General features: G+C 69.3%; 31 protein-coding genes and 1 pseudogene. 14 read left to right on the top strand and 18 right to left on the bottom strand.

Annotation, left to right across the window (positions count from 1 at the left end; all coding sequences use genetic code 11):
• Positions 1–103: 103 nt before the first annotated feature.
• The gene (locus BJK06_RS08445) at positions 104–634 is read right to left on the bottom strand and encodes a hypothetical protein (RefSeq protein WP_070419326.1); all 531 of its coding nucleotides are present in this window, start codon (positions 632–634) and stop codon (positions 104–106) included.
• Positions 635–835: 201 nt separating this feature from the next.
• Entirely contained in the window at positions 836–1537 is a 702-nt protein-coding gene (locus BJK06_RS08440; protein ID WP_070417523.1) for an SDR family oxidoreductase, read from the bottom strand.
• Between the two features lie 86 nt (positions 1538–1623).
• On the opposite strand from BJK06_RS08440, the gene BJK06_RS08435 reads away from it, so the two are divergent.
• Positions 1624–2010, top strand: a complete 387-nt coding sequence (locus tag BJK06_RS08435; protein ID WP_070417522.1) for a MerR family transcriptional regulator — start codon at positions 1624–1626, stop codon at positions 2008–2010.
• Positions 2011–2027: 17 nt separating this feature from the next.
• Here BJK06_RS08435 and BJK06_RS08430 read toward each other — a convergent pair whose 3' ends face one another.
• The 3 genes from BJK06_RS08430 to BJK06_RS08420 form a co-directional block, all read right to left on the bottom strand.
• Complete coding sequence (locus BJK06_RS08430) at positions 2028–2975, bottom strand: helix-turn-helix domain-containing protein (protein ID WP_070417521.1); 948 nt, start codon at positions 2973–2975, stop codon at positions 2028–2030.
• Positions 2972–3502, bottom strand: coding sequence for an AAA family ATPase (locus BJK06_RS08425; protein WP_070419325.1), 531 nt, complete (start codon positions 3500–3502; stop codon positions 2972–2974). Before BJK06_RS08425 ends, BJK06_RS08430 begins: the two co-directional genes overlap by 4 nt.
• Positions 3503–3597: 95 nt before the next feature.
• A complete protein-coding gene (locus tag BJK06_RS08420; RefSeq protein WP_070417520.1) occupies positions 3598–4815 on the bottom strand; it encodes an FAD-dependent monooxygenase in 1218 nt (405 codons plus the stop codon).
• Positions 4816–4875: 60 nt separating this feature from the next.
• On the opposite strand from BJK06_RS08420, the gene BJK06_RS08415 reads away from it, so the two are divergent.
• Both BJK06_RS08415 and BJK06_RS08410 read left to right on the top strand, forming a co-directional pair.
• Positions 4876–5397: a MarR family winged helix-turn-helix transcriptional regulator gene (locus BJK06_RS08415; protein ID WP_229084766.1), complete on the top strand. Its 522-nt coding sequence runs from the start codon at positions 4876–4878 to the stop codon at positions 5395–5397.
• Positions 5398–5464: 67 nt separating this feature from the next.
• Positions 5465–6085, top strand: a complete 621-nt coding sequence (locus tag BJK06_RS08410) for a copper resistance CopC family protein (protein WP_070417519.1) — start codon at positions 5465–5467, stop codon at positions 6083–6085.
• Positions 6086–6103: 18 nt separating this feature from the next.
• On the opposite strand, the gene BJK06_RS08405 is transcribed toward BJK06_RS08410, so the two are convergent.
• Both BJK06_RS08405 and BJK06_RS08400 read right to left on the bottom strand, forming a co-directional pair.
• Complete coding sequence (locus BJK06_RS08405; protein ID WP_070417518.1) at positions 6104–6343, bottom strand: hypothetical protein; 240 nt, start codon at positions 6341–6343, stop codon at positions 6104–6106.
• A 40-nt stretch (positions 6344–6383) separates the two neighbouring features.
• Complete coding sequence (locus BJK06_RS08400; protein WP_070417517.1) at positions 6384–6752, bottom strand: VOC family protein; 369 nt, start codon at positions 6750–6752, stop codon at positions 6384–6386.
• A 60-nt stretch (positions 6753–6812) separates the two neighbouring features.
• Between BJK06_RS08400 and BJK06_RS08395 the strand changes: the two genes are divergently transcribed.
• Positions 6813–7262, top strand: coding sequence for a MarR family winged helix-turn-helix transcriptional regulator (locus BJK06_RS08395; protein ID WP_070417516.1), 450 nt, complete (start codon positions 6813–6815; stop codon positions 7260–7262).
• A gap of 6 nt (positions 7263–7268) precedes the next feature.
• On the opposite strand, the gene BJK06_RS08390 is transcribed toward BJK06_RS08395, so the two are convergent.
• Positions 7269–7700: a VOC family protein gene (locus BJK06_RS08390; protein ID WP_070419323.1), complete on the bottom strand. Its 432-nt coding sequence runs from the start codon at positions 7698–7700 to the stop codon at positions 7269–7271.
• A gap of 112 nt (positions 7701–7812) precedes the next feature.
• On the opposite strand from BJK06_RS08390, the gene BJK06_RS08385 reads away from it, so the two are divergent.
• The 6 genes from BJK06_RS08385 (at position 7813) to BJK06_RS08360 (ending at position 13824) form a co-directional block, all read left to right on the top strand.
• Positions 7813–9363 carry an MFS transporter gene (locus BJK06_RS08385; RefSeq protein ID WP_156794811.1) on the top strand — a complete coding sequence of 517 codons (1551 nt, stop codon included), beginning with the start codon at positions 7813–7815 and terminating at the stop codon, positions 9361–9363.
• Complete coding sequence (locus BJK06_RS08380; protein ID WP_070417515.1) at positions 9360–10328, top strand: hypothetical protein; 969 nt, start codon at positions 9360–9362, stop codon at positions 10326–10328. Before BJK06_RS08385 ends, BJK06_RS08380 begins: the two co-directional genes overlap by 4 nt.
• 133 nt (positions 10329–10461) lie before the next feature.
• On the top strand, positions 10462–11439 hold the full coding sequence (locus BJK06_RS08375; RefSeq protein ID WP_070417514.1) for an alpha/beta hydrolase: 978 nt from the start codon (positions 10462–10464) through the stop codon (positions 11437–11439).
• Positions 11440–11447: 8 nt separating this feature from the next.
• Complete coding sequence (locus BJK06_RS08370; RefSeq protein ID WP_070417513.1) at positions 11448–12407, top strand: NAD-dependent epimerase/dehydratase family protein; 960 nt, start codon at positions 11448–11450, stop codon at positions 12405–12407.
• Positions 12408–12821: 414 nt separating this feature from the next.
• Positions 12822–13202, top strand: coding sequence for a hypothetical protein (locus tag BJK06_RS08365; protein ID WP_156794810.1), 381 nt, complete (start codon positions 12822–12824; stop codon positions 13200–13202).
• Positions 13203–13368: 166 nt separating this feature from the next.
• Positions 13369–13824, top strand: coding sequence for an anthrone oxygenase family protein (locus BJK06_RS08360; protein WP_070417511.1), 456 nt, complete (start codon positions 13369–13371; stop codon positions 13822–13824).
• Between the two features lie 40 nt (positions 13825–13864).
• On the opposite strand, the gene BJK06_RS08355 is transcribed toward BJK06_RS08360, so the two are convergent.
• Positions 13865–14767, bottom strand: a complete 903-nt coding sequence (locus BJK06_RS08355) for a S9 family peptidase (RefSeq protein ID WP_070417510.1) — start codon at positions 14765–14767, stop codon at positions 13865–13867.
• 109 nt (positions 14768–14876) lie between these two features.
• Between BJK06_RS08355 and BJK06_RS08350 the strand changes: the two genes are divergently transcribed.
• The gene (locus BJK06_RS08350) at positions 14877–15272 is read left to right on the top strand and encodes an NUDIX domain-containing protein (RefSeq protein ID WP_181015165.1); all 396 of its coding nucleotides are present in this window, start codon (positions 14877–14879) and stop codon (positions 15270–15272) included.
• 56 nt (positions 15273–15328) lie between these two features.
• On the opposite strand, the gene BJK06_RS08345 is transcribed toward BJK06_RS08350, so the two are convergent.
• Entirely contained in the window at positions 15329–15736 is a 408-nt protein-coding gene (locus tag BJK06_RS08345; RefSeq protein ID WP_070417508.1) for a MerR family transcriptional regulator, read from the bottom strand.
• A 90-nt stretch (positions 15737–15826) separates the two neighbouring features.
• Between BJK06_RS08345 and BJK06_RS08340 the strand changes: the two genes are divergently transcribed.
• Both BJK06_RS08340 and BJK06_RS08335 read left to right on the top strand, forming a co-directional pair.
• The gene (locus BJK06_RS08340; RefSeq protein WP_070417507.1) at positions 15827–16810 is read left to right on the top strand and encodes an aldo/keto reductase; all 984 of its coding nucleotides are present in this window, start codon (positions 15827–15829) and stop codon (positions 16808–16810) included.
• 101 nt (positions 16811–16911) lie between these two features.
• Positions 16912–17481, top strand: coding sequence for a GNAT family N-acetyltransferase (locus BJK06_RS08335; RefSeq protein ID WP_070417506.1), 570 nt, complete (start codon positions 16912–16914; stop codon positions 17479–17481).
• A 337-nt stretch (positions 17482–17818) separates the two neighbouring features.
• Here BJK06_RS08335 and BJK06_RS18210 read toward each other — a convergent pair.
• The 3 genes and pseudogenes from BJK06_RS18210 to BJK06_RS08325 all read right to left on the bottom strand — a co-directional run.
• Positions 17819–18007 (bottom strand): annotated as a pseudogene (locus BJK06_RS18210) (DNA/RNA non-specific endonuclease); the annotation flags it as partial.
• Between the two features lie 87 nt (positions 18008–18094).
• A complete protein-coding gene (locus BJK06_RS08330) occupies positions 18095–18460 on the bottom strand; it encodes a hypothetical protein (protein WP_070417505.1) in 366 nt (121 codons plus the stop codon).
• Positions 18461–18642: 182 nt separating this feature from the next.
• Positions 18643–19305 carry a hypothetical protein gene (locus BJK06_RS08325; RefSeq protein WP_070417504.1) on the bottom strand — a complete coding sequence of 221 codons (663 nt, stop codon included), beginning with the start codon at positions 19303–19305 and terminating at the stop codon, positions 18643–18645.
• 101 nt (positions 19306–19406) lie between these two features.
• On the opposite strand from BJK06_RS08325, the gene BJK06_RS08320 reads away from it, so the two are divergent.
• The gene (locus BJK06_RS08320; RefSeq protein ID WP_070417503.1) at positions 19407–19622 is read left to right on the top strand and encodes a hypothetical protein; all 216 of its coding nucleotides are present in this window, start codon (positions 19407–19409) and stop codon (positions 19620–19622) included.
• Between the two features lie 372 nt (positions 19623–19994).
• Here the strand turns inward: BJK06_RS08320 and BJK06_RS18555 are convergent, their stop codons facing one another.
• The 5 genes from BJK06_RS18555 to BJK06_RS19165 form a co-directional block, all read right to left on the bottom strand.
• Positions 19995–20519, bottom strand: coding sequence for a phosphoribosylamine--glycine ligase (locus tag BJK06_RS18555; protein WP_156794808.1), 525 nt, complete (start codon positions 20517–20519; stop codon positions 19995–19997).
• Between the two features lie 113 nt (positions 20520–20632).
• On the bottom strand, positions 20633–21103 hold the full coding sequence (locus BJK06_RS08315) for a hypothetical protein (protein ID WP_070417502.1): 471 nt from the start codon (positions 21101–21103) through the stop codon (positions 20633–20635).
• Between the two features lies 1 nt (position 21104).
• Positions 21105–22007: a TIR domain-containing protein gene (locus tag BJK06_RS08310; protein ID WP_070417501.1), complete on the bottom strand. Its 903-nt coding sequence runs from the start codon at positions 22005–22007 to the stop codon at positions 21105–21107.
• Positions 22008–22225: 218 nt separating this feature from the next.
• Positions 22226–23473, bottom strand: coding sequence for a hypothetical protein (locus BJK06_RS08305; RefSeq protein WP_070417500.1), 1248 nt, complete (start codon positions 23471–23473; stop codon positions 22226–22228).
• Complete coding sequence (locus BJK06_RS19165; protein WP_156794807.1) at positions 23470–24030, bottom strand: HIRAN domain-containing protein; 561 nt, start codon at positions 24028–24030, stop codon at positions 23470–23472. Before BJK06_RS19165 ends, BJK06_RS08305 begins: the two co-directional genes overlap by 4 nt.
• Positions 24031–24622: the final 592 nt, after the last annotated feature.

Raw genomic sequence — 24622 nt, 5'->3', positions numbered from 1 at the left:
AGGGTCCTCGTGCTCCACATCGTCCGGTCGACGGGGCGCACGGAGTACCGGCCCCACACGTGCGGGCCGTCGACCACGCGTGCGCGCAGGTCGGAGACGGCGCTCACCGGACGACCTCGGCACGGACCGGCACCACGACGTCGCGGTGCCGGATCGCGGTCACGCAGGGGAAGCAGAGCAGGTCGCCCTCGCGGACGTCCGCGGGCAACGGGGCCGGGAGCCGGTGGAAGGGACCGTCCTCCGCGCCGGTGCACGGGGTGAGGACGTACGTCCCGGTCGGGGCCGCCGTGCTCACCCGGCCGATGAGCCGCACCTGGTCGAGGACGGCGAACCGGGGGAGCACCGCGTCGAGTTCGAGGAGGACGACACCGGTCCGGGGGAGCCGCACGCGCAGGACCGACGCCACGGCGACGCTCACCTCGCCCGGCGTCCACGTGCGGGGTCGGTAGCGGGGCGGTGCCTGCTCGGCGGTGTGCACGCACGGGGTGCCGGCGAGTTCGGCCAGCCGGACCATCGACACGGCTGCGACCAGGACGTCGCCGGTCGTGGGTTCGGTGTGGGCGGGCCAGAGGGTCGGGTCCACGGGATCGGGGAGGGACGCGCGGAGCGTCGGGAGGATCGCGGTCAGGGTCACCACTCCACGATCCGGCGGGGGCGGCCGTGCGGACGGCGTCCTGACGGATCGCTGACGCCCTCGGTCTGATCCCGTGCACGGTCCTGACGCGGCGAGCGCGGAGGACGCGACGAGCGCGCGGAACGTGCGGAGCGGCGGACGGGAGGCGCGGTGCGGGCCCGCACCGTCCCTCCCGTCCGTCTCTTGGTCACGCTGGCCGCATCACGCGAACTGCGCGTAGAACCGCTCGGGCGCCTCGGCGAGCGACGCCTTGACCCCGGCGCTCCAGTCGTCCACGACGACCTCCGCCGCGCCCCGCTCCACACCGTCGAGGGAGAGCCGGGCGACCTCGGCCGGGTCGACCTTCGGCCCCTCGTACCCGGCCATCATGTCGGTGTCGGCGGCTCCGAGGTGCAGCCCCTGGACGCTGATGCCCCGGCCGGTCAGCTCGAGGCGGACGGCGTTCGTCATGTTCCACTCCGCGGCCTTGGCGGCGGCGTACCCGCCCGAGCCCGGGTACGCGAACCAGGACAGCGCCGACAGGACGTTCACGATCGCGCCCCCGCCGTTGCGTTCGATCACCGGCGCGAACGACCGGACCATCCCGAGGTTGCCCCAGAAGTGCGTGTCCATCTCCCGCCGCACGTCGGTCAGGTCGTCCGTGAGCAGCGAGCCCTGTGTGGTGATCCCGGCGTTGTTGACGAGCAGGGTCACGTCGGACGCCGCAGCCGCTGCCGCCGCGACGGACGCCTGGTCGGTGATGTCGAGCGGGAGCACCTCGACCCCCTCGATGTCGACCAGTTCGGGGCGCCGGGCCGTGGCGTAGACCTTGGCGGCGCCGCGCTCGAGCAGCTGCTGCACGAACCGTCGTCCGATGCCCCGGTTCGAGCCCGTGACGAGTGCGACCGATCCAGCGATGTCCATGGTGTTCCTCCTGCCGAACGGGCACCTCCCGCAGCGGCTCGGCTACGCTAAGACCTCACATCGATGTCAGGTGCAAGGAGGAGATCGTGCGCATCGGAGACCTCGCTGCGGCGACCGGCGTGAGCGTGCGGTCGCTCCGGTACTACGAGGAGCAGGGCTTGCTGCCGGCCGGACGGACGGCGAGCGGCCAGCGCTCCTACGCCGTGCCCGCCGTCGAGCGGGTCCAGCTCATCCAGCAGCTCTTCGCCGCCGGGCTGCCGAGCCGCACGATCGTGCAGCTGCTGCCCTGCGTGGACGCGGGGGTGGCGACGCCGGAGTCGTTCGCGCTCCTCGTCGCCGAGCGGGACCGGATCACGGCGCAGCTCGCCGAGCTCGAGGCCGCTCGGGACCGGCTCGACGAGGTCATCGCGATCACCGAGCACCCGACGCCGGAGCACTGCCCGGCGCTGCGGGACCAGCCGCTGGCGGCGTGATCAGCGGGCCGCGCCGTTCAGCGGCGGCGCGCGGCCTGCCAGGTCTCCCGGGGCAGCACCCCGAACTCGTCGCGGTAGCTGCCGGCGAACCGTCCGAGGTGCGCGAAGCCCGAGTCCCGCGCCACGTCCCCGACGCTCCGGTCGTCCCCGGACTCCAGGCCCTCACGGGCGAGCAGCAGTCGGATGCGCCGGAGGTAGGTCGTCGGCGTGATGCCGTGGTGGCGCCGGAACGCGTCCTGCAGCCCGCGGATGCTCAGGCCCGCAGCCGCCGCGACGTCCTCGACGGTGATCTGCTCGGTCGCGTGCTCGAGCAGGTACGCCTCGGCCCGGGCGAACCGTGCCGCCGCTGCCGTGCGGGGCTGGTCCTGCCCGACCGGCCAGTGCGGGACCGCCGTGAGCAGGCCGCCCGCCGCGAAGCGGGTCAGTTCGCGCTCGTGCTCCTCGGTGACCTCCTCCGGACCGCGCAGCACGTCGGCCGCCACCGCGCGCACCATCAACCACCAGGCGGCGAGCGTCGGCCCCTCGGGGATGTGGTGCGGCTGGAACTCGATCGGCCCCGGCTGCCAGGCGCCGCGTTCGGCAGCGACCTGCTCCACCGTGGTCCGGTCGATGCGGATGAGGTCGAGCTGGAACCCGTCCCACCGGACCTGCTGCGGGTCGTGGCGGAACAGGACCGGACGGCCGGTGGGCACCCCGTCGCCGTCGACCGCACCGCTGCCGGACTTCAGCCAGAACAGGACCATCGCGGACTCGGCCTCGACCGTTCCCTCGACGACGCCGGTGCTCGCCATCGACACGAGGGAGAGCAGCTCGGAGCCACGGCGCCGTTCCTCGAACGAGAACCCCGAGGGCGCACCCTCGACCGTGGCCCGTCGGACGTCGGGGATCCGCGTGACGAGCTCCGCCGCGTCCGCCGGTTCCGACGTCACGACCGACCACTGCGACCGCTGCACGAAGGCGCTCACCGTGCGACCTGCAGCACCGCGTCGGCGATGTTCCGTGCCACCTGCTCGGGCGGGGTCTCCGTCGTGTCGACGACCTCGGCCGCGGCGTGCAGCCAGGTGCGTGCCGCCTCGGCGTACGGCTCGACGCGGCTGGACCGGAACGTGGACGGCCCCACCACGGCGTCGTTCTGGATCCGGTCCCGCAGGGTCTCCTCTTCCGCGTGCAGCACGAAGTGCCGGACCGGGATCCCGTGCGCCGCGAACCCGTCCGCGATCTCCCGCCAGTACCGCTCGACGAGGACCGTCTGCGGCATCACGAGCGTGCCGCCCGCGAAGGCCAGGACCTGCCGGGCGGTCTCGACGACGAGCGGTCGCCAGGGGTCCCAGTGCTGGAAGTCGCCGGACTCGGGCAGCGGGGGCCGGACGTCCATGAGGGTCTCGCCGACCTTCTCCGGATCGAGCACGCGAGCGTCCGGCAGGAGCGGCTGCACCAGCCTGCTGGTGGTCGTCTTGCCGACGCCGTGCGTCCCGTTGATCCAGACGATCATGACCGGACCGTAGCGCACATCGCTGCGGGACGGGAGGACGGGACGGACGGGAGGCGCGTGGCGGGCCCGCACCGCGCCTCCCGTCCGCCACCGGCTCACTCGAGGTGCGCGTGGTCCGGCAGGTCGATCGCCTCGGCCGGTGGGGTGGCGAAGCGGGCGCCGAGGCGCCCGACGAGGGGCAGCGACGCCACGCGGACGGCGGCGCCGAAGGCCGCGATCCCGAGCCGGGACCTCGGGTTCGCGATCCGCGGCGTGCCCGGCGGCAGCTGCTGCGCCTTCGCGACGTACGGGCGCATGATGCGCTCGTACGCGCGCAGGGCGTCACGGTGGTGGACGTGGGCGGCGAGCTCCCCGGCGAGGACGTAGGCACCGGTGAGCGAGAGGCTCGTGCCCATGCCGCTCACCGGCGAGGCGCAGTACGCGGCGTCCCCGAGGAGCACCACCCGGCCGTCCGACCAGCGCGGGGCGTGGACCTGTCCGATCGCCTCGGAGTAGAGGTCCTCGGAGTGGTCGAACCCCGCGAGGACCCGCTCGGCCTCCCACCCGGCGTCGCCGAACACCGCGTGCAGGCGGCGGCGCACCGCATCGAGGTCGCCGCGCTCGGAGCCGGCTCGCTCCCGCTTCCGGTCCGTCACGACCGACATCGCCGCGCGGATGGTCCCGTGCTGGTCGGGGCGGAGGGTGATCGACCGGCCACCCGGTGCGTTGTACCAGCGCCACCAGTCGTCGTCCGCCGCGGTCCGGGGGATCGTGCCGTACGTCGTCTCGAGCCCGAGCGACCGGATCTCCGGCTCGTCGCCGAACACCAGCCGACGGGTGCTCGATCCGATGCCGTCCGCCGCGACCACCAGGTCGAACCGGTCGTCCGGGCCGTGCTCGAACCCCACGGTCACGCCGTCGTCGTCCTGGTCGATGCGGGTGATCCGGTCGCCGTAGCGGTACTCGGTGGCGTCGGACGTCCCGTCGACGAGGAGCCGCGCGAGGTCACCGCGCAGGACCTCGAGCTCGGCGGTGGCCCCGCCGGAGTCCGAGGTCCCCGCCGGGAACGCCGCGATCGTCCGGCCGCTCGGACCGATGAACCGGGTGCCGACCTCGCCCGTCGTGGCAGCGCGGATGTCGTCCTCGATGCCCATCCGGCGCGCGACCTCACGCCCGGCTCCGCGCACGTCGACGTTCTGCCCGCCGGTGCGGAGGGACGGCGCCCGCTCGACGACGACCGTCTCGAACGAGAAGCGGTGGAGCCAGTGGGCGAGCGCCGGGCCGGCGATGCTCGCGCCGGAGATGAGCACGCGTCCGCGGGTGTGATCGGTCATGGTCCCCCACGTCGTTGATTACCAATGAGATTGGCAATGTACACGACTACCATGGTGGACGTGCCGAACGACGACCAGCACCCAGCGACCGACCGCCCCGACGACCGGCAGGACCGCCACGACCGGGCGACGGCGCGACGCGACGGGCGATCGCTCCCCGACGACGACATCCGGTCCCGCGTGCAGCAGGTCAGTGTCCGGCAGCAGCGCTTCGAGCGGCACCTCGCCGCGGCACTGTCGGTCGACGCGGCGGGACTCGAGGCGATGGACCACCTCATCGCGACCGGGCCGGCCACCCCGACCGAGCTCGCCCGTCGGCTCGAGATCTCGACCGCCGCGATGACGCTCGTCCTGAACCGGCTCGAGGGCGCCGGGCACGTCCGACGGGAACGGCACCCGAGCGACGGACGCAAGCTCGTCGTCACGGCGGCAGAGCAGTCTTCGGACCGTGCGTACGACCTCGTGCTGCCGCTCATCGAGGGCATCGAGGGCATCGTCGACGACCTGGACCCCGCGGAGCGTGCGACGGTGCAGACCTTCCTCGACCGGCTGATCGGGGTCTACGACGACGCGATGGACTGAGCCGTCGCGGGGTCCGTCGTCCGGGCCGACGTCCTGTGCGTCCGGTCAGGATCGGCGACAATGGACCGTGCCCTTCCGTGCCCCGCTCGCCACCGCCGCGTCGGCCGTCGCCCTGGCGTTCGTCCTCGTCACGGCTGCCCCCGCGTCCGCCCACGACGTCCTCGCCTCGACCGCACCCGCTGCGGACACGACGGTCGGGGGTGACCTCGACCAGGTCACACTCACGTTCTCCGAGCCGCCGCTGGCCGGGCTCGAGTCCGGGATCGTCGTCAGCGTGACCGGCCCGGACGGCGCCGAGGTCGGCGCGGGGAGTGTCGACGTCGACGGCAGCACGCTGCGCACGGCCGCCGACCTCACGGCTGCCGGCTCGTACACGGTGACCTGGCGGAGCGTCTCGGTGGACGGACACCCGATCTCGGGGAGCTACCGGTTCACGTCGACCGGAGCACCGGCCCCGACCCCGACGGCGACGGCGACGGGACCGTCGCAGAGCCCGAGCGCGGGCACCCCGACGCCGAGCGCCACAGCCGATGCCGGTGCCGGTGCCGGTGCGACCAGCGCCGCGACCGGATCGTCCGGGCCCGGGGCGACGCCGTGGGTCCTCGGCGGGATCGCGGTCGTGGTCGCCGCCGCGCTCGTCGCCGTCCTGCTGGTCGCCCGTCGCCGGACCACCCCCGACGACGACTGACACGAGCCGCGCCGCCGGTCAGCGCCCGGCGTACCGCCCACGGTGGTGCCGCCGGTCCCAGACCGCGACGGCGATCCGGCCGACGCCGAGTGCGATCCAGACCGCACCGATGATCCACCGCCACGCGTCGTCGCCGCCCTCGACCGCGGCGAACACGAGCCACACCACGCCCAGGGCGGTCCACGCCACGGCCATCCAGAGCGCCGGCCGCCCGACGATCGATCGCCACAGCTGCTCGTCCCCGGCGTCGTCGCTCATGGCGACACCGTAGACCGTCCGGTCCGCCCGTGCCAGGGCGTCAGGCGCGGTCGTGCAGCGTCACCTGGTACCCGTCCGGGTCGGCGAAGGTGAACGTCCGACCGAACGGCCCGTCGATCGGCGCCGAGACGATCCGGTGGCCGTCGGCGACCAACGCGTCGTGGATCGCCTGGACGTCGGTCGCGTGCAGCCAGATCGCCGCGCCGATGCCCGGCTGTGCCACGGCGTCGAGGTCGGTGCCGGGCACGAGGTCGCGCAGGGCGAACGCGATCGGCGTGGTCTCGAAGACCACCGCGTGCGGCGGACCCGCCTGCGACCGGACGAGGCCGAGGTACTGCTCGTAGAACGCCTGGGATGCATCGAGGTCGCGGGTCTGCAGCGAGATGAAGTCGGGGCCGGTGACGGGCATGGGGTCTCCTTCGTTGGTGTCAGTTATCTGACACGGACGAACCTATGTCAGACTACTGACATGCGTCAAGACGGACACGGCATCGACCTGGACACGTCCCTCGGGTACCTGCTCAAGGAGGCCGCGAGCGCGCTCCGCACCGCGATGGAGTCGGTCCTGCGCCCGCTCGGCATGACCGTCACGCACTACTCGTGCCTCGAGCTGCTCGCGCAGCGCCCGGGGTCGTCGAACTCCGACCTCGCGCGCGGGGCGTTCGTGACGCGGCAGTCGATGAACGTCCTGCTGCAGGCGCTCGAACGCGACGGCTCGGTGTCGCGCGCATCGGAAGCCCCGGTGGGCAAGGCGCTGCCGGTCCAGCTCACCCCGCTCGGGCGGGAGCGGCTCGCCGAGGCCTCGGCAGCCGTCCGCGGCGTCGAGGTCCGGATGCTCAGCGGGATGTCGGCCGACGAGCAGGGCGCGGCGCTCCGAGCACTGCGGAGCATGGTGCGGTCGCTGCGCGACGACGCGTGAGTCGCGCTACGGCGCGACCGGTCGACGCCCCGTGGACGACTGGAAGCGCAGCAGGTACCCGTCGGGATCGGTCACCAGGAACTGCCGCACCCCGGCTTCCTCGTCGCCCACGCGGTACCAGCGCGTCTCCGCCGGCATGAAGAGCTCCACACCGCCGGCACGGAGCGACGCCGCGACGACGTCCGCGTCCGGGACACCGATCTGCAGGTTGATCCCGCGGCCGAGTGGTCGATCGAGCGGCCCGGTGAGCCAGTTCCGACCGACCCCGGCCTGCTCGAGCATGACGTGCGCCGACCCGAGCGTCAGGTAGGCGAACCGCTCCTCGGGACGCGCGTAGGCCACGGTGAACCCGCACAGGCCGGACCAGAAGGCGATGCTCGCGTCCACGTCGGTGACGAGGAGCTCGGGGACGAGGGCCGGGTCCGGGACGGTCGTCACCAGGCCATGCTGCCAGCCGGCGTACCGGACCCGCACCGCGCCTCCTGAAGGTGTGGACAAGATCCGTGCTCGCCGGACCAGCGCCTCCGCTGCGGCCTAGCGTGAGAGCGTCATGGCACCCGAACACCGACTCCCCGCCGAGCCCGACGCGGCTCCCACCGTCGCGCACCACGATGCGCACCACGCGGCCACCGCCGCGCCCCCCGAGCGATCCGAGCACTCCGACGCCGGATCCGGTGACCAGCCGGACCCGAACCGGTGGAAGGCCCTCGTCATCTGCCTGCTCGGCGGCGGCATCGTCCTGCTCGACGTGTCGATCGTCAACGTCGCGCTGCAGTCGATCTCGTCCGGACTCCCCGGGGCCACCCCGGAGGCCGTGCAGTGGATCCTGTCCGGCTACGCACTGTCGTTCGGGCTCCTGCTCGTCCCCGGCGGTCGACTGGGCGACGCCTCCGGCCGCCGGCGCATGTTCGTCATCGGGGTCGGCCTGTTCACCCTCGCGAGCGCGCTCTGCGGCTTCGCCCCGAACGGGATCGTCCTGGTCGTCGCGCGGCTGGTGCAGGGCCTCGCCGGTGGTCTGCTCACGCCCCAGGTGACGGCGCTCATCCAGCAGCTGTTCCGCGGGAAGGAGCGCGGCACCGCCTTCGGGCTGTTCGGCGCCACGGTCGGCATCGCCACGGCGATCGGCCCCCTCGTCGGTGGTCTGCTCATCACGGCCTTCGGCACCGAGAACGGCTGGCGGTTCGTCTTCTTCGTGAACCTGCCCGTGGGACTCGTCACGATCCTCCTGGCCTTCCGCTACCTGCCGGCGGCGAGCCGGGTGGAACGCGGCCGGAAGCACGACTTCGACCCGGTCGGGATCGTCCTGCTCGGCGCCGCGGTGGTCGCCCTGCTGCTGCCGTTCGTGCAGTCGCAGGAGTGGAAGGGCACGGCGAAGTGGTGGCTCGTGGTCGCCGCCGTCGTGCTCGGCGCACTCTTCGTGCTGTGGGAGCGGCGGTACGCGCGGTCGAAGGAGCCCGTCATCGACATCGGGCTGTTCCGCCGCCGGTCGTTCTCGCTCGGTGTCGGCCTCGCGACGCTGTACTTCGCCGGGTTCACGCCGCTGTTCTTCGTCCTGACGCTGGCCCTGCAGTCCGGCCTCGGCTACTCCGCACTGCTCGCCGGCCTGTCGTCCGTGCCGTTCGCGATCGGGTCCGGGGTCGCGTCGACCATCGGCGGTCGCGTCGTCTCGCGGTTCGGCCGACAGCTCATCGTCGTCGGGACCGTACTGGTCCTGATCGGCCTCGGTGGGGTCATCTGGGTCGTCGCGAACCACTACCGGTCCGACCTCGGATGGTGGCTCGTCGTACCGCTCCTCGTCGCCGGTGTCGGCTCCGGACTGACGATCTCGCCGAACCAGACGCTCACGCTGTCCGAGGTGCCGGTGGAGCAGGGCGGCTCGGCCGGCGGGCTCATCCAGGTCGGTGCGCGCGTCGGGTCCGCGATCGGGATCGCCGCCGTCGGCAGCATCTTCTACTCGGCGCTCGCGAGCTCGAAGGGCGACTACGCGCAGGGGTTGCCGCTCGGACTGGGCGTGGCGCTCGGGTTCGTCGCGGCGGCGTTGCTCGCGGGGATCGTCGACGTCGTCGTCGGGCGGATCCGGGGGACCGAGGCGACGGTGTGATCCGGGTCCTGCTGTACATCGCCACGATCGTCGTCGCGACGGCGCTGTCCCTCGGCGGCGGGCTGCTCGTGGCGCTCGAGCTCGGGAGCGCGGCGCACGGGTGGCTCGTCGCCGCGGCCGTCTGCACGCCGCTCGTCGTCATGGGACCGGTCCTCGTCGGGGCCTTCGCCGCCTACTACGACCACCGCTCGTCCCCCGAGAGCCAGCGCTCCCTGTTCCGGGTCTCGGCGGTCGTCGCCGCCGTCGACGTCGTGGCCGCCGTGGTCTTCGTGCTGACGGCTCTGTCGGCGCAGGCGCCCCTCTGGGTGCCGGTGCTGCTCGTCGTCGGGGCCGGGGTGCTCCTCGCCGTCGCCCGCCCGCTCGGAGCACTCTTCCGGCGTTCGGAGCCGCCCATCACCGACCAGGGCGACGACATCCCCGGCACCGGGCTGGTGCGGCGCGGGGTGCGCTCGATCGCGACGACCTTCGTCATCGCCGCGGTGGTCTGCACGATCGGGGTCACGATCCTGGCGGCCTTCTCGGACCGAGGCGGCGCGCTCCTCCAGGTCGTCCTGCTCGGCGGCCAGCTGACCTTCACCGCGACGGCGATGGCCGCGATCGTCGTGGCGCTCCCGCTGAACCGTGCGCTCCGCGACAGTGGCGGGCGGGACATCGGCCGCCTGCAGCGGTACGCGAAGGTGGTGCTGCGAGGCAAGGAGCTCCCGCTCGGCGAGGCCGACCGCGCCGGAGCGGTCCGGTACGCCCGGATCGTGCCGCTCGCCCTGCAGTTCCAGTTGGTGTTCACGGGCCTGCTGTACGTCGCCATCGCGTTCCAGTTCGTGTCGTCCGCGGTCCGTGGCGACCTGGGGCTGCTGCCCGTGGTCTTCCTGGTCGCGATGGTCGTCGTGCTCGCCTGGGCGATCCCGCTCTCGGTACGGCGGATCGGTCGTGCGCGTCGGTACGCGGAGCAGCACCGACCGACCTGATCGGCGTGGGTGGGCACCCGTCGGGGATGCGCTATCGTCGGGCGCAGAGGGAAAAGGCCCGCGCCCCATCGGCTGCCGGGTACTCACACGCGGCTCACGGGGGTCGCCACTTCTTCATCGAAGGAGTGCACCCGTGTCCGAAGTCATCACCCGCCCGCCGTTCGACCCCGAACTCGTGCCGTTCCTCGACGCCCTCGCAGCGCGCGGCCCCGTCACCATCACGCCCGAGGTGTTGCCGCACATGCGGCAGCTCGACGTCACCGAGGCCGAACTCGATGCACGGCTGCACGCCCGCGGGTACGAGCGTCGACGCATCACCGTGCCCGGTCACGGCGGCGACCCGATCGACCTCGCGGTGATCCAGCGCATCGGTCGCACCGGCACGACCACGGGCGTCTACACGATCCACGGGGGCGGCATGGTGTTCGGCCACCACCTCGGGAACCTCGACTCCTACGACGACTGGCTGCTGGTCCACGACGTCGTGCTCATCAGCGTGGACTACCGCCTCGCGCCCGAGTACCCGGACCCGTTCCCGGTCGAGGACTGCTACGCCGGGCTCGTGTGGGTGTCCGAGCACGCCGAGGAGCTCGGCATCGACCCGGACCGCATCGTCATCGCCGGGCAGAGCGCCGGCGGCGGCCTCGCAGCGGGCACGGCCCTGCTCGCCCGGGACCGTCGCGGGCCGTCGCTGCTGGCCCAGATCCTCGTGTCGCCGATGCTCGACGACCGCGACGAGACCGTCTCCACCGTGCAGATCGACGGTGTCGGCGTCGCCGACCGCCAGCTGACCCGGTTCGGCTGGGACGCCTACCTCGGCAGCCGACGCGCCACCGACGACGTGTCCGTGTACGCCGCTCCCGCGCGGGCGACGGACCTCGCCGGACTCCCGCGCACCTACATCGACTGCGGCAGCGCGGAGGTCTTCCGCGACGAGACCGTGGCCTTCGCGAGCGGACTCTGGGCGGCGGGCGTCGACGCCGAGCTGCACGTGTGGCCGGGAGCCTTCCACGGCTTCACGAGCATGCTGCCCGACGCCACGATCTCGAGGACGGCGACCGCCGCGCTGGCCGGGTGGACGAGCCGGACGCTCGGTGTCGACCACGGTTGAATGGGTCCATGCGGGCACTGGTGCTGGGTGGGACCGGATGGCTCGGACGTGCGATCGTCCGGGACCTCCTCGAGGACGGCGTCGAGGTCACCTGCCTCGCACGCGGTGCGACGGGTGACGTCCCGCACGGCGCCCGACTCGTCCGCACCGATCGTCGTGCGGACGGTGCCTACGAACCCGTGCGTGGCGCGTGGGACGAGGTGGTCGAACTCTCGTCCGATCCGGACCTCGTCCGTCCCGCGCTCGACGCGCTCGCGGACTCCGCCGCGCACTGGACGCTCGTCTCGACCACCTCGGTCTACGCCCGGAACGACGAACCGGGCGCGGACGAGACCGCCGAGGTCGTCGAACCCGTCGACCTGACGCAGTACGCGGACGCCAAGGTCGCCGCCGAGCGGAGCAGCGCGGACCGACTCGGATCGCGGCTCCTCGTCGCACGACCCGGCCTCATCGTCGGCCCGGGCGACCCGAGCGACCGGTTCGGGTACTGGCCCGCCCGGGTCAGCCGACCCGGGCCGGTGCTGGTCCCCACGTCGGAAGGGCGCTCCGTGCAGGTCATCGACGTCGCGGACCTGGCCGCGTGGGTCGGACGTGCTTGGCGGACGGGTCACTCCGGGGTCGTGAACGCCGTCGGCGAGGTCGTGCCGATGCGGGACTTCTTCCGCCTGGCCGTCGAAGCCACGAGGTTCGACGGCGAGCTCGTCGAGGTCGAGGACGACGTGCTACTCGCCCACGACGTGCGGTACTGGGCGGGGCCGAGGTCGCTGCCGCTGTGGCTTCCGCACTCCGATGCGGCGCTGATGCACCGGTCTGCGCGGGCGTTCCACGATGCCGGGGGTCGGAGTCGTCCGCTGACGGAGACCCTCGCTGGGGTGCTCGACGACGAGCGGGCGCGTGGGGTGGAGCGGCCGCGGCGGGCGGGGCTCGGGGCGGCCGAGGAGGCGGCGGTGCTCGCAGCGGTCCGCTGACCTCGGTCGCGGTGGTCAGTCCCGCTTCCGGCGGCGCAGTCGCTCGAACCAGCCGGCCGTCGCGATCGACTGCCCGACGTCGCCGTTGCCGGCCATCGTTCCGGCAGCCAGCCCGAGGAAGGTCGTCCCGCACCCGTCGCACAGCGTCCGTGTGGCCGTCCGGACCGGCTCACCCTGGATGGGTCTTCGGCACTGGTCACAGCGTTGTTGCACGGTCCCCCCGATCGTCAGCGGTGCCGCTCCATCGTGCCCGAGGAACGTTGCTGCGGCTGTGGCGGAGACCCTATACGCAATGCTCCAGGAATTGCAGTCCACAGAACAGCGGACTGTCGACCGCATCTTGCCGGTGTTAGCGTCCGAACGGGATCCCGAAGGCATTTCGGGGAATCCCCGAGCGGAAGTGAATGAGGCAACATGAACATCACCAGCCAAATCTCCCGAGAAACGACGTCGACCTTTACCGGTCGAAAGCGATTCGGCGTTCTCCTGCTGGTCGCCGTGGCCTTCGTCACCGCCACCCTGTTCACCGGAGGTCCGGCACACGCCGAGAAGATCGGGTCACTCCTGACCATCGGGTGCGGGAACAAGGCCGCCCAGTTGAACTGGACGAGCACGGGTGAAGTCCACATCTTCGGTTCACCAGACCGCAATTCGGCCGGAACGAACCTGATCCGCGTGGTCACGAAGAGCGGTTCGTACAGCTACAACTCCGGGTACCACACGTACACGTTCCAGATCGGCGCTTCGACGGGCCACGTCACGAGCGTCAAGCAGGTCTGCGTCGCGCAGTCGTAAGAGCCACGGTCAACAGGAGCGACCCCGCAGGCAGCGGGGCCGCTCCTGTTCCGTTTCCTGGTCGAATGCGCGCCGTCGCGGCTCCCAGGCACCGATGACGGTTCTGTCGAACCTGTGTGAGCGCCACGTCAGCGTGGTGTGAGTGGCTCGGACGAGGCTGTGGTCCGTGAACGTGGTCCTGGTCGTGCAGCTCGTCCTCGTCGGTCTCCTCGCCGGCGAGGAGTTCATCGTGCGATGGGGCGTCCAACCGGCGATGGCCTCCCTGCCGGACGATGCGCACCTCCGCACGCGTATCGCGCTCGTCAAGTCGCTCAAGGTCGTCGTACCGATGCTGATGGTGCCGGCGGTGCTCGCCACGGTCGCGGTCCTGGTCGTCGCCGGCGCGGGCGACGGGCTCGGGTGGCGAGTGGCAGCCGCAGTGGCGCTCGGGGTGTTCGTCCTCGCGTCGTTCCTCGGTACGGTCCCGATCAACATCAGGGTCAACGACTGGGATCCGCTCGACCCGCCGGCGGACTGGAAGCGGGTCGTGGTGCGGTGGGAGCGGATCGACGTGGTCCGGTCGAGCGCGGCGATCGTGGCGTTCGTGCTGTCCGCGATCGGGGCCGTGCAGATCGGGGCGTGACGGAGGGCCGGTCGATCAGCGGCCGGACGGTGTGAGCAGGTCAGTCGTCGACCCGCTCTCCGAGCAGGTGCCGGACGGCCGCGTCCAAGACGAGCGCCGGCATCGCGTGTCCGCCGTTGAACACCTCGGTGGTCAGGATGCCTGGGCGGAACGCTTCGAGGACCTGATGCACGCCGTGGAGCGGGAAGAGGCGATCGTCACGTCCGGCGGCGACGAAGACGGGCTGATCGACGGCTGAGGCGACCAGCGGAACGTCGCCGGCCCCGGTGAGCCCCGGAACGAACCACGCGGGATTGTGGCGAATGCGTTCCGACTCGAACGAGGCCAGCGTCCCGATGCCGCAGCTCACGACGCCCCGCGTCAGGCGGGGGTCGACAGCGAGGGAGAACAGCGCGACCTGACCGCCGAGCGAGTGCCCGATGATCCCGAGGTCGGTGCCGACCGCACCCGTGTCCTGCATCCAGCTCGTCACCGTTGCGATGTCGCGCGTGTGCTTCGCCTGCAGGCTGCTGCCGTTCGACACCCGGAACCATGCGTCGAGCCGTTCGTCCGCGGCGGGGTCGTCGGTCCAGTCGCGTCGTCGCGCCTCGAACCCGACGAGGTCCGGCAGGATCACCCGCGCTCCGGCACTCGCGAGCGCTGCACCGTAGGCGAGTGCCGGGTCGCCCGTCAGCCCCGCCGGCTCGCTCTTGCCGACCGTGAACGCCCCCGCGTGTTGGTGAACGGCGATGACGTCCACGCCGGCGGGATCATCCGGCGTGAGGAGGAGGCACGGGATCGTGTCACCGTCGAGGGTGTCGAGCTCAATGCCCTCGCTCCAGATCGACCCCTCGCGGTGGAGCAGCGAACGGCGGACCGCCGTCGGGTGGATCGACTCCGGCGCCGGGATCGCGAGCAGCTCGCGGACCTTCGAGCGAGCCGAACCCCCGATCGCTTGCGCCATCTCTGGACGCTACCAGCGCCCGGAGGCCGATCGGACGTCGTGACGCCTGCCGGATCGAGGCGGTGGATGGTGAACTGAGATCATGCGTATTCGGTCAGCCGCAGTCGTCGTGCTCGATGAGCAGGTGCTGGTGATCAAGAGACGCAAGGACGGTCGGAGCTACTGCGTGCTCCCCGGAGGCGGCGTCGAAGAGGGCGAGAACCTGCGCGAGGCCTGCTTCCGTGAACTCCTCGAAGAGACCGGGCTCGAAGGCGACGTGGGCGATCTGCTCGACGTTCCCGTGGACCGCGACGTGCCCGCCGCATACTTTGCGGTGCGAGTGACCTCCACGGAGGTGTCGCTCGGAGGGCCTGAGCTGCGCCGTGCGTCGGCAGATAACGAGTACGACCCGAGCTGGATCGCCGCAACGTCACTCGACGAGGAACGGCTTGTTCCTGACGAAGCGCGACAGGCAGTACACCTCGTGTTGAGCGCGTGGCGGCCGCTATCGGATCCGTCTCCATAGCCGATCGTCCATCGAGACGGGGCATCGACTGTCGTCTGTCGTGTCCGGGCGAGGGGTCACATTGTCGAGTGGGTGTCGCTCACGGCGATGGTTTCGCGGTATGCCGCGATCTTCCGTTCCAGTGCCGCGAGGTGTCGCCACACCTCGGCTTGCCGGGCGAGGACGGCCTCGTGGTGCTGCTCGAGGAGCGCGAGCCGTGCGACGTCGTCAGCGCCGGCCCGGTACGCGGCCGCGTACTCGCGCATCTCCTGCATGCTCATCCCGGTGCCGCGGAGCATCACCGTCCCGGCCAGCCAGCTCAGCGCCGCCGTGTCGTACCGCCGCCACCCATCCGGACCGCGCTCCGCTGCCGGTGCGATCCCTTCCTTCTCGTAGTACCGGATCGTGTCGACCGTGATGCCGAGTAGGTCCGCGGCGGCGCTGATCGTGACCGGCTCGTTGACGTGGACCTCGGGAAGCAGCATGAGGCCGAGTCTTCCACTTGACATGGTGTGCACACCAGGGTGGAGGGTCGACGGCGTCCGGGTGCTCCCGGCGACGAACGGAGAACACGCATGCAGCAGATCCCTCTCGGCTCCCAGGGCCTCGTCACGTCCGCGCTCGGCCTCGGGTGCATGGGTATGAGTGCCTACTACGGCGGCGCGACCGAAGCGGGCTCCGTGGACACCATCCGACGGGCCCTCGACCTCGGGGTCACCCTGTTCGACACCGCGGAGGCGTACGGGCCGTTCGAGAACGAGAAGCTCCTCGGACGCGTGCTCGGCGGGGATCGGGACCGTGTGGTCGTCGCATCGAAGTTCGCCACCAACTTCACCGACGACGGCACCCCGATCGGACTCGACGGGTCCCCAGAACATGCGCGTCGAGCGATCGACAGGTCCCTCCGTCACCTCGGCACCGACCATGTCGACCTCTGGTACCTGCACCGAGCCGACCCGAACGTGCCGATCGAGGACACGGTCGGCGCGATGGCTGAAGCGGTCACCGCTGGTAAGGCCCGCTACATCGGCGTCTCCGAGACCTCATCCGAGACCCTGCGCCGTGCACACGCGACATTCCCGATCACTGCGATCCAGTCCGAGTACAGCCTGTTCGAGCGCGACACCGAACACAATGGTGTCCTCGACACCGCCGCGGAGCTCGGGATCGGGTTCGTGCCGTTCTCGCCGCTCGGACGTGGGTTCCTCTCGGGCACCGTCACTCGGAAGGACGACCTCCCCGAAGGAGATGCGCGGCGGCACCTCCCCAGGTTCTCCGACGAAGCCATCGACGCGAATCTGCGCGTCGTCGAGGCGCTGAAGGTCATCGCTGACGAGAAGGGTGTGACGACCGCGCAGCTCGCGCTGGCGTGGCTGATCCAAGTCGGCACCGTCCCGATCCCGGGCACGACCAAAGCGTCACGAGTCGAGGAGAACGTCGCCGCTGCTGACGTGGTGCTCACCACGAGCGACCTCGACCGCATCGAAGCTGCCTCCCCGCACGGCGTCGCTGTCGGCACACGCAACACCGAGGCAGGAATGGCACGAGATCGGGGCTGATCCAGCCAGAGCGACCCGCAGTACCCAGGAAGTGCCGCGGGTCTCTTCTGCTGTCCGGTAGCCGATCGGCCGCCGATCCGGGCTCCTGGGAGGATGACAGCGTGAACAGCTCTCCTTGGCCCGCTCGGAGCGCCGGCCTCCTCCTCCGCGACCCTCGGCCCGAGGACGCAGACACGCTCGTCGCGCTTCGGAACAACCCGGTTGTCAATCGGTTCATGCTCCGCACCTCCGTCGACCCGGACGTCTACGCCCAAGAGTGGGCGAGCATCCCCGACAGCGACACCGACTACTCGTGCATCGCTGACTTGGACGGCCGGGTCGCCGGCTTGGGGTTCCTCGACGTCGTCGACGGCTTGGGGCAACCAGGGATGCCCCAAGGCACACAAGGGGTCATCGGATACATGCTGCAACCCGACCTCGCAGGACGCGGACTCGGAACGGACTTGGTCCGCGGTCTCCTGACCGCAGCGTTCGACGTGCTCCGGCTCCGACGCGTCACAGCGACTTGCAACGCCGACAACATCGCCTCAGCCCGCGTCCTCGAGAAGAACGGCATGCGACGTGAGCAGCACAGCGTCGAGGACTCCTGGCACGCCGACCTGGGCTGGGTCGATGGCTACCAGTACGCCATGCTCGATCGCGAGTGGGCTACCACTCGAACCGTCCGGTAGCCGATCCTCCACCGGAACTACCACCGACGACCGGGTCGGCGATCGGTAGCCAACCGGCTATCGGACGCGTTCCGCGACGGACGAACCTTCACGACGGGCGACAGCTAGGTTGCTGGTATGAGCCGACCGAATGCGCTATGGCTGGTGTTCCTGTTGCTCGGACTCGTGTTCGGGGCAGTCTCAGTCGTGCTCCTCGCGAGCAACACCCCTGGCGTGTTCGGGTGGATCACTCTCGGCTGCGCCCTGGTCATCCTGGTGAGCGCCGCAGTCGGGTACCCACGTTCTCGCCTTCGACCCTGACCGGTAGCGGATCCGCTAACGGTCAGGGCTGCGGGGTGAGGTGCCCACGATCGAGGTCGTTGCGTGCGTACACTTGCGGACCTGCTTGCTGCGCTGCAGGTACCCGGGAATCGAGATGCCAGGCGTCGGAACGGCCCAGGTCGACCAGCGTGGCGCCGTCGACGTTCACCGCTGTCGCCGCAGCCAGCTTCCTCGAGGGCCCGAACAGCACGGTGCTGACCCCCACTGCCGAGGACGAGCGGCAACCGCACGGCGTAGCCGAGGGCTTCAGAACCGACGCTGACCGAGTACCCGATGATCACACCGGCGTCGATCAGATCTTGGCGAGGGCACCTACCGTTGCAGCCGCCGCGTCCCAGTCGATGTTCGCGTCAGCAGCAGCGGCATGGAACTTCACCCGACCGCGCACCGCCACCTCAGTCGCCGAGTAGAGCGGGTTGTCGAACCCGACGATGAGCACCGCGACAGCATCCTGAAGGCTCCGGTACGCATCGACATCGTGCGCGTCGACGCCCGCGGTGACCTTGCCCGCAGCGGCGGCGGCGGTCTTCCGCGCATCGGAGGCCGCGTCGCCGGCATGCTCGATCGCCCACGCGTGCAGCGCGGCAAGGAGCATGGCCGCCTGGTCGTGCGCCGCGCCGGAGAGGCTGGCGACGCGGGTGTACCGGTTCGCGGCCATCTCGACGAGACCTTCGGACTCGAGCCGCGCGATCGCTTCCCGGGGAAACGCTCAACCTTCGGGCCGTAAAGCCAGTTCCACACCGAGAAGTCGTACTCGGTTCGTTCAGGCCCAAACATGACGCGACTGTCTCGCATGCCGGCAGCCGTAGCAACAGGACAGCGCGTCCGATACCCGATCGGCTACCGGACGGTGTGAAGGACTTCGACGCTCATCGAGTGCTCTGTTGCCCGATATCGCGCGAGCGCGACCGTGGCTTCCATGATGTCGCCGAACCCAGTGCGCCTGTGCCGCTGCACGTATTCGGCCGCCCAAGGTTCGGGGACTGCTTCGCGGTGGACGCTGATGGAGATGTGTGCGGTGTCTCGAACGAACGCCATTGGCGGCGCGACGCCGTCGTGTAGGTCCGCCGCTGCCTGACGCATCTGTCGCCGGATCGGAAGCAGCGTCTCGTCGTCGGAGCCCTGAACGAAGACGCCGGAAGGCGAGCCACCGAGCCCAACCAGCCGAACGTTGACCTCCAGCAAATCCCGGGCACGCTCGACCGCATCGACGTAGTGCTCGATTGTCGTCTGCGCGACCTTGTCGCGGTATGGCTCCAGGCTCGTGACCGTCAGGTGCAGGTCGGCGGCGTTGTAGATGTGGTGCGTGCCGGCGTAGAGGCTGCCAATTCCAGCGGCGGCCGCGCTCACGGCGTCTGCGATGTGCGCCGGGGGAAGCAGGACGAGGCTGAGACCCCAGCGTGCGTCGCCGTCGACAGGCGCGTGGCCCACGCGGAGGGTGCCCCTGTTGAAGGACCGGTGCGCTTCCTTCCAGAGCGAGTCGTACTTCACGCCGGTTGCCATCTCGTCACGCTATCGGCCCGTCACATCGAGAAGGAGCAGCACGGACAGCCGATCGCTCAACGGGACGCCTGAGGGGTGGTCTCACGGGTAGCTTCGGCATCATGACGAAGCGCGAGCGGCTTGGCCGACGGCTGCCGCTGTGGACGCTGGTCCTCGTGGGTGTCGTTCTTCTCGGTGTCGCTGCGCTGCTGTTGTTCCTCGTCGACTCGATGTTGGTCTTCCTGGCGATCTCGCCACTCACCATCGCCGGGCTCTACACGCTCGCCTACGCCGGCGGAGAGTGGCGACGACGAAGCGACGAGCAGCGCGGCCGATAGCCGATCGGCTGCCGGACTCGGCTGCGCTGAGCCCGTTGCCGCGGCCGAGGCCACTGCATCTGAGGTCGTCCTACACGCGCTAGCTGCCGGCAGCCTTCGTCTCAAATACGTGGTCCGCGATCCTTCGCAGTGAAGGCGCGTCATACGGACGCGTCGCGCGAGCTGCCAGGTCTCGGGATTGTGCGGAAAGACCGGGGCGACTGTAGCCCGCGCGGGACGGCGACGAGTTGTGTGCGAAGGAGACAAGTCGTGTGCGCGGCGACATGCTCCTTCTCATGGGGGCTGTCGAAAGCGGTCACGGCGGAGCGGCCTTTCTCATGTGAGTTGGCCGCTGCGTTTCTCAGGGTACGTGTCGAATCTTCTTTGCCCTGATCAGATGCGAACTTCGCGTTTCGTTCTCTTCGTGTCCCCTGTGCCGAGTTCGACTGACATGTAGAAGCGTCGTGATGTGATGTGCCCGATGCTGTGAGCGGAGTGCGTCAGCCGGCGGGCGTCGTCGGCGTAGGCATACCAGGTCTCTGTCTCTCCAGGCGGCAACCGGAAGGGCAGCTCTGGCCCGACCGCGTCTCCGTGTGGCGTGAGGGACACTGGCCCTCCCACTGGGTGGAGGCTGTAGCGATCGATCCGGACAGGTGCACGACCCACGTTGGTGACAGCTATGCCAATCACTTCGCGCGCCACAAGCCCTTGGTCGATGGCGCTTGAAAGGTCCTTCGGGCGGCCGTCGCGGCCGACTTTGCCGACCACGGCTGTAGCAGTGCCGATTCCACCATGGAGGAGTCGGACCCTCACACGTCGACCGTCGTAGTGCCAGCTTGAGATCTGCCAGCCGAGGGCGGCGGCTCCGGTGAGCAAGCTCAGCGCAGAGACGATCAGTGCGGCGAATGCGATGTTCACTGCTGTCCTTCCGTAGCGACGCGTGCAGCGCCCAGGCCCTCGCCGGTGCCGCGATGGTGCTGTTAAAGGATTCCCGGCTCAGTCCTGAGCCCGCTGCGCGAGAGTCGGCCTCCTTAGAGGCTGTACGCGGCGCCACAAATGAGACAGTGGAGCGGTGCAGCGGTGTTGTGCACCTTCACCGGTTCCCAGGAGTGGCAGGGGGAGGACACGACGGTCGAAACCTCCGAATCATCGCGCTCCGTCAGCGGCAGCGGCGCGTCTGGCACGTCGAATGATCCGGTTCTGGTGAGTTTGAGGAACTTGCTGTTCATCGGCCGGAACAGGTCATCGAATTGCTCGTTCACTTCGTTCATCGCAGCGTTCATGCCGATGGCCTGGATGTGCTCCTTCTGCTCCTCTGTCATCCAGTCGTCCACGTCAGCCGGCGCGCCGCAGTATGGGCAGTAGTACTGCGATGCGGATGGCTGGTTCTCAGCTTCGGCGTTGGCGGGACCCGAATGCCAAGCGAACTCGCCCGAGCAGTTTGGGCAAGCCCGCCGGAGGAAACCGTCGCCGTCTAGCGGCAACGAGAACGGGATCTCCATGTCAGCTCTCGCTCACGAACTCGTCTTGCTCGATGGGGGTGCCATCGGCAGTCTTGCCGATGATCCGAAGCGTGAAGTACGGCGCGTGCGAGTCGGTCAGGGCCGGCGGCATCCTCTGCAACGCAACCACCGACTTGCCAGCGGGCAACCGAGGTACGGGCAAGACTCCGTCTTCGTGGTGAAAGTGCTGCCCCTCGTCTTCGGGCTGCACGTTGAGGTCGTGGACGTCACCCGGACCGTGGTTGGTGACGATGATGTCGCTTAGCTTGTTGCCACCGCGGACGCGGAGGGTCGCCGACAGCCTCGGTTCTCCATTGGTCGCGCTGGAGGGAAGCTTCTTACCCAGGGGAAGGCCATTCCCCGGCGAGGCCGGCGGAGTGAGGTCGCCGGCCTCGTGCCAATCGGTCCCGCTCAGTTTAACCGCACAGCCCGCGGTGAGCAGACGGTTGGCGAGATCCTGACGTTTACCCACCGTGTTGTTCAGACGAACTGAGTGCCGTCCGTGCACATCACTGAAGGACTTGACGTGCCCGAGTTCGACAAGCACCGTTCGTTCCGGGCTCCGCCCCATGGCCATGCCGGCTTCGAACAGTACGTTCGGCCGCGGTTGCATCTGCGGTTGGGTCTCAGGATCATCAGCGCGTTCCGCCAGCGACTCGTGGAGATGTGCTACATCGTCGGGTGTTTGCAACACGACGACCGCTTGAGCGACCCCGAACGCATGGTCGAGAACGTCGCCAATGTAGGGAGACGCGCTACCCGTCAACGCGAGCGCTTCGGCCCATTCGATCGGGTCAAGGCCAACTGCTCGAAGGAAATCAAACAGCCCACGCCGCGCTGAGTCGTTGCGGCCGTGGATCACGAACACCTTGCGCGGGTCGGTGGTGCTTTCAGTTCCTGCCATATCTGGACTCTAATCGCAGGAGCGACAAACTCTCATGCGGCACACGGCCTTGTCGATGGGTTCGTGAGGGGCAACGGCGAGTAAACCCCTGAAGCGCAGCGCTGCGCGCGTCGAACTATCCGGCGACTAGGAGGTCGGGGCCGACTTTCAGGGCCCGAGGACCGATGCGGGCAGCAGCAACGACGGTCGTGGTGTGCTGCAAGGCCAGCGTCCGACGGTCAGACGTACGGGTTGGGAGATGCAGAGACGCGGACGCGCCCGATCACCTGCATCGCTGTTGCGAGGGCGTCGAACACGTCGAAGACGTGACCGACAAAGTCGAGGTATTGGGTGCCGGACGGATCGACGTCGCTGACGATCGTGCCGGTGCGGAGGTCGTGATGTGCTGTGGCGTGGCCGATGGCATTGCGCGTGCGGTTGTTCAGCAGCTCCGTCATCCCCTCCCAGCCTGGGACGATGGCGGCGTAGGCGAGCCGAGATGCGTTGGGGAGTTTGTCGAAAGCCTTGAGCGTCTTGGGGCGCTGCTTCTCTCCTACTCCGGCTGGGGTGGCGGTTCCGAAGTCGTTCGGGTCTCCGCGTTTGATGGTGTTCTGCGCGGCAACCATGTACCGCGTTGTCTTGCAGACCAGCTCGAAGCCCTGCTGGTACAGGTCTCTGAGTTGAGTGAAGTCATCACGAAAGAGCGTCAGGTCTTCAAGGCTTGCCTTGCTGGCTTCAGTGAGGAACCGTGGGAGCCGGCCGAGCGACCAAGCGTCATACGACCTCAAGAAGGTATCGACCTGCGCGAAAACATCGCGTTGCAGGGTACCGATCCGTCCCTCAGCGAGATCGGCTTGCAGAAGCTCCACGTAGGCGGGCGTCCGCAGTGCGGCTCGGTGCTTGAGCAGGTACCGCTCCATGAACTTTGCCGTCCGGTTTGCGCGGGAACCAACCACCTGCTCGGTGACTGCTCCCACGGCGCGGAACACTCGGGCGGCTCGTTCATGGTCGGTCGTCTTTGGCTCCCAATCGGGAAAGGTCTCACGCCCGATCTTGTCAAAGAAGACCCAAGAGCCGTCGAGGTAGTACCTCCCGATGCGGCGTACGCTCTTCCAGCCCTCTAGCGCTGCAGTCTCAGCCGTGCCCACGTCGTCGAAGTACTCACTCACCTCGTCTCCCAGCAGGAAGTGAAAGGTCATCATCGTGAAAGAGCCAAATCCACTGTTCCAATCGGCGTCGCTGCGCGCTGGAACGCTTGGGTCGATTGTCACCACGGGCTGATCGGTTCCATCACCGGCGATCTTCTCGGCGTCATCAAACTCGACCCGCAGCTGTTCAAGCTCCTGCCCGGTCGACCGACCGTGGATGGGGAGCCCGCAGGTCGGGCAGAGCAGGTAAAAGCGCGTCAGATCGGTCGGAGAGACCCCGACGCGTGCCGTGAAGGCCGTCTCGCAGCCGACGCAGCGAAGCGAGAAGCGCATAATCATTCGGTGTCTCCCTTCGTCGAAGAATTGATCTGAAGCGCTCGGACGCCCTTGATGTGAGGCAAATGGACGTGCAGCGCAATCTTGTCTGCTGACGATTCGCCGTTCACTCGGAACGCGGGCGCGTTAACCCGATCAAGTTCCGGGGCCAACAGACTTGCCTTCGCAGCAGAGATGTAGCCGACCTTGCGCGTCGTGTCCCAAACGGCAACGGCGTTCGAGTCGTGGGGGTTGCTCGGCTCCCGGACGAGCCAGTACTCAATCCCGCCAACATCGCGTCGGCGGCCGGCTGGGACGTAGGCGAAAGTACCTTTCACCCGATGTCGGCCAGCTGACAGCTGTCGCAGGTCGAGAGCATCAGCGAAGTCGGGCGGCAGCGGGCTAGGTCGCGTCGCCTTTGGCCGTTGAGGACGGTGTGCACCTGCGGTTGCTGGTCGAGACGGCGACGTCGGGTCCGGTGGATCGAGCGGAGGTTTCAGCCGGTCGGTGGCACGCCAGAGCGCTCGTCCCGCGATGACACCGATGAGGCACAAGCAAGCGAGTACAAGAAGAGCCCCCATGGAAGACAACCTACGGTGGCGCCGGCTGTCCGCCAAGACCCCGATGAGGTCGCACGGGCGGCAGCTCAATCGTCATCGAGCGGGTCTCACTTACGTTGGAATCTATAATATCTACAATCGGTGACCTGCGTCAGAGATGTCCGTTTTCGGCCGGAAGCACTTGAATCAGACCGGAGTGATCTTGAAGCACTGGACACGTCTTGCTTACGTCGCGTTGTCTCGCTGGCTCGCTGTCTTGGTCGCGTCCGCACGCTGGAGTAGCGCGTCGCCCTACGCCAAGGTTTGACCATTGTTGAAACCGGCTCGCCCTTCTGACGTCTGACCTTGCTCGGTCCTCCCGCTCTGGTGGTGTACGTACGCAGCTGCTCGACGTGTTCACGAACGCTTGCCCAGGTCGAGGCTGTGTCGACTGGGCGAAGGTCCGGCCATCCGACGGCGAGGGCGATCAGCTCGGCGAATGAGTCTGCGATAGTTGGCCCGACCAGCCGTCTTCGGCACCGAGTTCGATGACGTGACGCAGCAAGCGCTCCGGATTCAGGGGAAGGTGCAGCGCAGCGCAGCGCGTAGTAACTCAGCGACGAACTCCAAGGAA

It is taken from the genome of Curtobacterium sp. BH-2-1-1 (assembly GCF_001806325.1).
Taxonomy (GTDB): domain Bacteria; phylum Actinomycetota; class Actinomycetes; order Actinomycetales; family Microbacteriaceae; genus Curtobacterium.
This window is presented reverse-complemented; position numbering and strand designations above follow the sequence as displayed.

Coding starts and splice junctions, on each gene's coding strand:
- BJK06_RS08440 (WP_070417523.1), bottom strand. CDS start 1,537: ATGGACATCGCTGGATCGGTCGCACTCGTCACGGGCTCGAACCGGGGC.
- BJK06_RS08425 (WP_070419325.1), bottom strand. CDS start 3,502: ATGATCGTCTGGATCAACGGGACGCACGGCGTCGGCAAGACGACCACC.
- BJK06_RS08420 (WP_070417520.1), bottom strand. CDS start 4,815: ATGACCGATCACACCCGCGGACGCGTGCTCATCTCCGGCGCGAGCATC.
- BJK06_RS08405 (WP_070417518.1), bottom strand. CDS start 6,343: ATGAGCGACGACGCCGGGGACGAGCAGCTGTGGCGATCGATCGTCGGG.
- BJK06_RS08400 (WP_070417517.1), bottom strand. CDS start 6,752: ATGCCCGTCACCGGCCCCGACTTCATCTCGCTGCAGACCCGCGACCTC.
- BJK06_RS08395 (WP_070417516.1), top strand. CDS start 6,813: ATGCGTCAAGACGGACACGGCATCGACCTGGACACGTCCCTCGGGTAC.
- BJK06_RS08385 (WP_156794811.1), top strand. CDS start 7,813: ATGGCACCCGAACACCGACTCCCCGCCGAGCCCGACGCGGCTCCCACC.
- BJK06_RS08370 (WP_070417513.1), top strand. CDS start 11,448: ATGCGGGCACTGGTGCTGGGTGGGACCGGATGGCTCGGACGTGCGATC.
- BJK06_RS08365 (WP_156794810.1), top strand. CDS start 12,822: ATGAACATCACCAGCCAAATCTCCCGAGAAACGACGTCGACCTTTACC.
- BJK06_RS08355 (WP_070417510.1), bottom strand. CDS start 14,767: ATGGCGCAAGCGATCGGGGGTTCGGCTCGCTCGAAGGTCCGCGAGCTG.
- BJK06_RS08345 (WP_070417508.1), bottom strand. CDS start 15,736: ATGCTGCTTCCCGAGGTCCACGTCAACGAGCCGGTCACGATCAGCGCC.
- BJK06_RS08340 (WP_070417507.1), top strand. CDS start 15,827: ATGCAGCAGATCCCTCTCGGCTCCCAGGGCCTCGTCACGTCCGCGCTC.
- BJK06_RS08330 (WP_070417505.1), bottom strand. CDS start 18,460: ATGGCCGCGAACCGGTACACCCGCGTCGCCAGCCTCTCCGGCGCGGCG.
- BJK06_RS08325 (WP_070417504.1), bottom strand. CDS start 19,305: ATGGCAACCGGCGTGAAGTACGACTCGCTCTGGAAGGAAGCGCACCGG.
- BJK06_RS08320 (WP_070417503.1), top strand. CDS start 19,407: ATGACGAAGCGCGAGCGGCTTGGCCGACGGCTGCCGCTGTGGACGCTG.
- BJK06_RS08315 (WP_070417502.1), bottom strand. CDS start 21,103: ATGGAGATCCCGTTCTCGTTGCCGCTAGACGGCGACGGTTTCCTCCGG.
- BJK06_RS08310 (WP_070417501.1), bottom strand. CDS start 22,007: ATGGCAGGAACTGAAAGCACCACCGACCCGCGCAAGGTGTTCGTGATC.
- BJK06_RS08305 (WP_070417500.1), bottom strand. CDS start 23,473: ATGATTATGCGCTTCTCGCTTCGCTGCGTCGGCTGCGAGACGGCCTTC.
- BJK06_RS19165 (WP_156794807.1), bottom strand. CDS start 24,030: ATGGGGGCTCTTCTTGTACTCGCTTGCTTGTGCCTCATCGGTGTCATC.